Source organism: Streptomyces sp. TRM68367, from assembly GCF_014495685.1.
GTDB lineage: Bacteria > Actinomycetota > Actinomycetes > Streptomycetales > Streptomycetaceae > Streptomyces.
Genome location: NZ_JACTVI010000200.1, coordinates 1 through 5,093, shown reverse-complemented (window position 1 = coordinate 5,093; position 5,093 = coordinate 1). Strand labels below are relative to the sequence as shown.

6 protein-coding genes and 1 pseudogene are annotated in these 5,093 nt (G+C 73.0%); 1 reads left to right on the top strand and 6 read right to left on the bottom strand.

Annotated features, from left to right (window positions below; all coding sequences use genetic code 11):
- Nucleotides 1-81: 81 nt before the first annotated feature.
- Together H8R17_RS44300 and H8R17_RS44295 are read right to left on the bottom strand one after the other, a co-directional pair.
- Nucleotides 82-534: a DUF402 domain-containing protein gene (locus H8R17_RS44300; RefSeq protein ID WP_187828824.1), complete on the bottom strand. Its 453-nt coding sequence runs from the start codon at nt 532-534 to the stop codon at nt 82-84.
- Nucleotides 515-1,441 (bottom strand): GNAT family N-acetyltransferase, encoded by a 927-nt coding sequence (locus tag H8R17_RS44295; RefSeq protein WP_187828823.1) that lies wholly within the window; start codon nt 1,439-1,441, stop codon nt 515-517. The genes H8R17_RS44300 and H8R17_RS44295 overlap by 20 nt, the downstream gene beginning before the upstream one ends.
- 70 nt (nt 1,442-1,511) lie before the next feature.
- On the opposite strand from H8R17_RS44295, the gene H8R17_RS44290 reads away from it, so the two are divergent.
- Nucleotides 1,512-1,880 (top strand): GntR family transcriptional regulator, encoded by a 369-nt coding sequence (locus tag H8R17_RS44290; RefSeq protein ID WP_187828822.1) that lies wholly within the window; start codon nt 1,512-1,514, stop codon nt 1,878-1,880.
- 14 nt (nt 1,881-1,894) lie between these two features.
- Here the strand turns inward: H8R17_RS44290 and H8R17_RS44285 are convergent, their stop codons facing one another.
- The 4 genes and pseudogenes from H8R17_RS44285 to H8R17_RS48355 all read right to left on the bottom strand — a co-directional run.
- On the bottom strand, nt 1,895-2,668 hold the full coding sequence (locus tag H8R17_RS44285) for a DUF72 domain-containing protein (protein WP_187828821.1): 774 nt from the start codon (nt 2,666-2,668) through the stop codon (nt 1,895-1,897).
- 53 nt (nt 2,669-2,721) lie between these two features.
- Nucleotides 2,722-3,816, bottom strand: coding sequence for a DUF5925 domain-containing protein (locus H8R17_RS44280; protein ID WP_187828820.1), 1,095 nt, complete (start codon nt 3,814-3,816; stop codon nt 2,722-2,724).
- 70 nt (nt 3,817-3,886) lie between these two features.
- Nucleotides 3,887-4,693: a polysaccharide deacetylase family protein gene (locus tag H8R17_RS44275; protein WP_187828819.1), complete on the bottom strand. Its 807-nt coding sequence runs from the start codon at nt 4,691-4,693 to the stop codon at nt 3,887-3,889.
- Nucleotides 4,686-5,093, bottom strand: a pseudogene (locus H8R17_RS48355) (hypothetical protein); the annotation flags it as partial. The gene H8R17_RS44275 and the pseudogene H8R17_RS48355, both read right to left, overlap by 8 nt.

Here is a 5,093-nt window from a genome sequence, read left to right as displayed (position 1 = left end):
AAGCCCTCGATCAAGTAGACATGGACGAGGTCAGGACCTGGGGAATTACGTGACGCCGGGCCCGGGGAATTACGTGATCGTTCACACCAGGGCGGCGAGCGCACGGGCCGCGGCCTCGGGATCCGTCCGCGCCAGACCGCTGTCGGCGAACTCGTCCTCGTCCAGGCGCCGTACGTCCGTGCCGTCGGCGGAGCGCCACAGGTCCAGGTCGAGATCCTCGACGACCAGGTCGGCGTCCGAGCGCCGGGTCGGGCGGGTGATGTCGCAGTACCAGCCCTTGAGGGCGCCCGTGGCGGACCTGACCTCCTTCACGGCATACCACCGGTCGCGCCAGTAGTACTCCGTGAACACGTCCCCGGCCTCGAAGCGGACGAAGCCGAAGTCGCGGACGCCGGCGCCGGCCCAGGGGGCGCGCACGGCGATGCGGGTGCCGTCGTCGGCGAGCAGCTCGGCCGGGTAACGGATCTTCGTACGGCCCGACTTGACCAGGACGACCTCCACGAGGGCTGCCGCGTCAGCCGAGTTCGCGGACATACCGCACCTCCGTCGCGCACACCTCGTACCCGAACCACTTGTTGATCGCGATCATGGGCTCGTTGCCGGTGTCGTTGCCGGTGAACGCCTCCGTGTATCCGGCGGCGCGGGCGCGGTGCAGCGAGTCGTTCTTGGCGAGCTTGGCCAGGCCCCGGCCGCGGTAGGCGCGGGCGGTGCCGGTCATGGCGGTGCCGTAGCAGGTGCCGTCGGTGTGGGCCACGCTGAAGGCGGCGGGACGGCCGTCGACGACCGCGACCGAGGTCAGGCCGAGGTCGAGGAGCGGGTGCTGCCAGGTTTCTTCCAGCCAGGCCTCGTAGTCGTGGAACTCGGCTTCGATGTCGCTCGGTTCGTCCGACGTCGCCTCCGCGTCCAGCCCGAACATGGGGCGCGGGTCGTCCGCGAAGTCGGCGGCCGTGCGCAGTTCGACGCCGGGCGGCGGGTCCTGGCGGGGTGGCAGGGGGCGGTTCGCCAGGTCCAGGCGCAGGAAGCAGGCGGAGCGGCTGCTCTTGTAGCCGTGCCGCTCGGCGAAGGCGCGGTTGTGCGGCTCGTCGAGGACCCAGGCGAAGACCTTCCGGACGTCCAGCGCGGCCAGGCGGTCCTCCGCGGTGCGCAGCAGCAGCGAGCCCGCGCCGCGCCGGGTGCGGTCCGGACGTGTGTAGATGTTCGCGAAGCCCTGGCCGGGCTCCGGGCTGTCATGGGCGACGCCGACCTGTGCCGTGCCGATCACCTCGCCGTCCTCCTCGGCGATCAGCTGCCCGAAGCGGGCGTCCGGGTGGGAGTGAGTGAGGTGGTGGAGCACCGATTCCGGGGTGGACAGTATGAACGGCAGGGCATGGCGGCGGACGCGGGAGAAGCCCTCGGCGTCGGCGCGTACGTCGGGGCGCAGGTCACGCACGATAACGGTCATGTACGCGCACGCTACGCAGGGTCGTGCCCGGGGTGCCTCTCATTTTCCGGTGGTACGGGACAATCGCCGTGTGACCTTGAAGATCCACATCGACGACAGTGCGCCGCCGTACGAGCAGGTGCGGGCGCAGATCTCCGAGCAGGCGCGGGCGGGGGTGCTGCCGGTGGGGTACCGGCTGCCGACCGTGCGGGGGTTGGCCGAGTCGCTGGGCCTGGCCGCGAACACGGTCGCCAAGGCGTATCGGGCGCTGGAGGCCGACGGGGTGATCGAGACGCGGGGGCGGCACGGGACGTTCGTCGCGGCGGCGGGGTCGGCGGCGGAGAGGGAGGCGGCGTCGGCTGCGCAGGCTTATGCCGAGCGGGTGCGGAGGCTTGGGCTGGGGGAGGATGCGGCGTTGGCTGCGGTTCGGGAGGCGCTGCGGGCGGCTTACGGGGGGTAGGGGGTGGGACAGATTCAGCCGGTCTGCGACAGACGTTCCGGTGTCCGAGTCACTGTCAGCCCCGCTGAACTCGCCACTCTCGCGAACGTCACCGCATCGCCCACGGCCGCCGCGTTCGGGTCGTTGTTGAAGTACGCGTACACGTCCTCGCCGCGGGACCAGGTGTCCGCGATGCGGTGGGCCCAGGTGTCCAGGGACTGGCGGCCGTAGTGCGGCCACCGCCCGGCGCGGCCCTCGTGGAAGCGGACGTAGCCCCAGCCGGTGGTGCGCCACAGCGGAGTCGTCGGGTGGGCTCGGATGTCGGCCCAGCACAGGGCGGCGCCGCGTGATGACAGGACCTCGCGGATCTCGGGTGTCCACCAGGAGTCGTGGCGGGGTTCGACGGCGACCCGGGTGGACGCCGGGAAGCAGGCGAGGCAGGCGTCCAGCAGCTCCGCGTCCGCGCGCAGGGTCGGTGGGAGCTGGAGGAGGACCGGGCCGAGGCGGTCGGCCAGGCCCTCGGCGTGGCTCATCAGGCGGTGCACCGGCTCCTCGGGATCCCGCAACCGCTTGATGTGGGTCAGGAAGCGGCTCGCCTTGACCGCGACCACGAAGTCCGCAGGCACCCGCTCCCGCCAGGCCGCGAAGTTCTCCCGGGACGGCAGCCGGTAGAACGCGTTGTTGATCTCCACGGTGGCGAACCGGGCCGCGTACTCCTCCAGCCACAGCCGCATCGGCAGCCCCGCCGGATACAGCACGTCACGCCAGTCCCGGTACTGCCACCCCGACGTCCCGACGTACAGGGTCATACGTCCATGAAAGCACCTGGTACAGGGTCATACGTCCATGAAGGCACCTGGAGCTAGAGGTAGAGCCCGGCGTCGGCGTCCCCCCGCGGCTCCGGCAGCGACGTCGGTGACGTGCCCCGGCGCAGCGCGTACAGCTCGGCGAGCGACGCCCCGTCGCGGCCGACGCCCTCGTCGGTGCCGAGCCAGTCCACGGCCTCCCGGCGGGTCAGCGGGCCCACCTCGATGCGGGCCAGGCAGCGGCCGGGGCGGACGACGGCCGGGTGCAGGCGCTCCAGGTCCTCGTTGGTCGTGACGCCGACCAGGACGTTGCGGCCCTGGCCGAGCAGGCCGTCGGTGAGGTTGAGCAGGCGCGACAGGGCCTGGCCCGCCGTGTGCTTGGCCTCGCCGCGGATCAGCTCGTCGCAGTCCTCCAGGAGCAGCAGCCGCCAGCGGCCTTTGCCCGCCGCGTCCTCCTCGCCGATCGCGATGTCCATCAGGTAGCCGACGTCGGAGAAGAGCCGCTCGGGGTCCAGGACGCAGTCCACCTGGCACCAGTCCCGCCACGAGCGGGCCAGTGTGCGCAGCGCCGAGGTCTTGCCGGTGCCGGGCGGGCCGTGCAGCAGGAGCAGGCGGCCCGCGATGTTCTCCGGCGTCGTCTTCATCAGGCGGTCCATCGCGTCCGCCACCGGCGCGGTGTAGTTGGCCCGGACCTCGTCCCACGTGCCCGCCGAGATCTGCCGGGTCGTGCGGTGCGGGCCGCGCCGCGGGGACACGTACCAGAAGCCCATCGTCACGTTCTCCGGCTGCGGCTCCGGCTCGTCCTCCGCGCCGTCCGTGGCCTGGTCCAGGACCTTCGCGGCGAGTTCGGCGCTGGTCGCGGTCACCGTGACGTCGGCGCCGCGGTTCCAGCGGGAGATCAGCAGGGTCCAGCCGTCGCCCTCGGCGAGCGTCGCGTTGCGGTCGTCGTCGCGGGCGACGCGCAGCACGTGTGCGCCGGGCGGCAGCAGCGTCGCCCCGGACCGTACACGGTCGATGTTCGCCGCGTGCGAGTACGGTTGCTCGCCCGTCGCGAAGGGGCCGAGGAACAGCGCGTCGACGACATCGGCCGGGGAGTCGGAGTCGTCGACGTTGAGCCGAATCGGCAGCGCCTCGTGCGGGTTCGCAGACATGCCGCCATGATCCGGCACGCGGGCCTCGCGTGCACCCCGTTTCCAGGGGGCGCGCGAGGCACCGCCTCCGTCAGCCCGCCCGCACGGCCGTCCGCCGGACCTGCCGGGCCCTGCGCACCACGGCATACCCCTTGGTCAGGGCCCGGTCCGCGGCGAACGTCCGAGCGATGGCCCGGCCCTCGATCAACCGCTCGAACTCCGCCGCGCCCGTGCTGCGGCGCACGGTGACCCGTCGCAGGGCGTACGGCCCCTGCCGGCGACGCGCGAGGCCGTTGCCGACGGCGAGCGCCTGGGCGTACCCCGCCGTGCGCACCGCCTGCCGCACCCGGCGGCTGGAGTAGCCGTACGGGTAGGCGAACGAGGCCGGTACGGTGCCCAGTTCACCGGCGACGATCTCCCAGCAGCGCACCAGCTCGCCGCGCAGGGCGTCGTCGGGGAGCTGGTCGAGCTGCGGGTGGCTGTGGCTGTGCCCGCCGATCTCGACGCCCCCGGCGGCCAGTTCGCGCATCTGGTCCCAGTCCAGCATGGTGTCCAGGGCGCCCCCGGTGTCGTACGGGCCCCGGATCCATCCGGTCGAGACGAACAGGGTGGCCGCGAAGCCGTGCTTGGCGAGCACGGGCAGGGCGTGCCGGTGCACGCCCTCGTAGCCGTCGTCGAAGGTGACGAGCACCGGCCGGTCCGGCAGCGGGCGCCCGGAGCGCCAGCTCGCCGCGAGGTCGGCCGTGCTGACCGGGGTCAGACCCCGGTCGGCGATCACGGCCATCTGCCACGCGAACGCCTCCGGCGTGACCGACAGGGCACGGGTGGCGTCGTTCGGATCGTCCGCGACCGCGTGATACATGAGAATCGGCACGCGCACGTCAGTCACGTCAGCCATCGGCAGCCCCCTCGACCGCCGCGTTCGCGCCCCGCGCTTCTCCGACCGCCGTTCCCTGGACCGGAGCCGCCGCGACCGCTGCGCTCTCGGTCGCCGCTTTCCCGCCCGGTGCCACTCCGATCGCCGTTCCTTCGGCCGGGGCCCCTGCGACCGCCACCCCCTCGGCCGGAACCCCTGCGACCGCCGTCCTTTCGGCCGGAACCCCTGCGACCGCCGTCCCCTCGACCGAAGCCCCCGTGACCGCCACCCCCTCGACCGGAGCCACCGTGAACGTCGCCCCGCCTCGTCGTGCCCGCAGGGTTCCGATCACGTAGCCGCCCGCCGCCGTGAGTACCCCGGCGACGATCGCGCCCGCGAGGCCCGCGCCGCCCGCGCGGCCCGCACCGCCCGCGCGGACCCC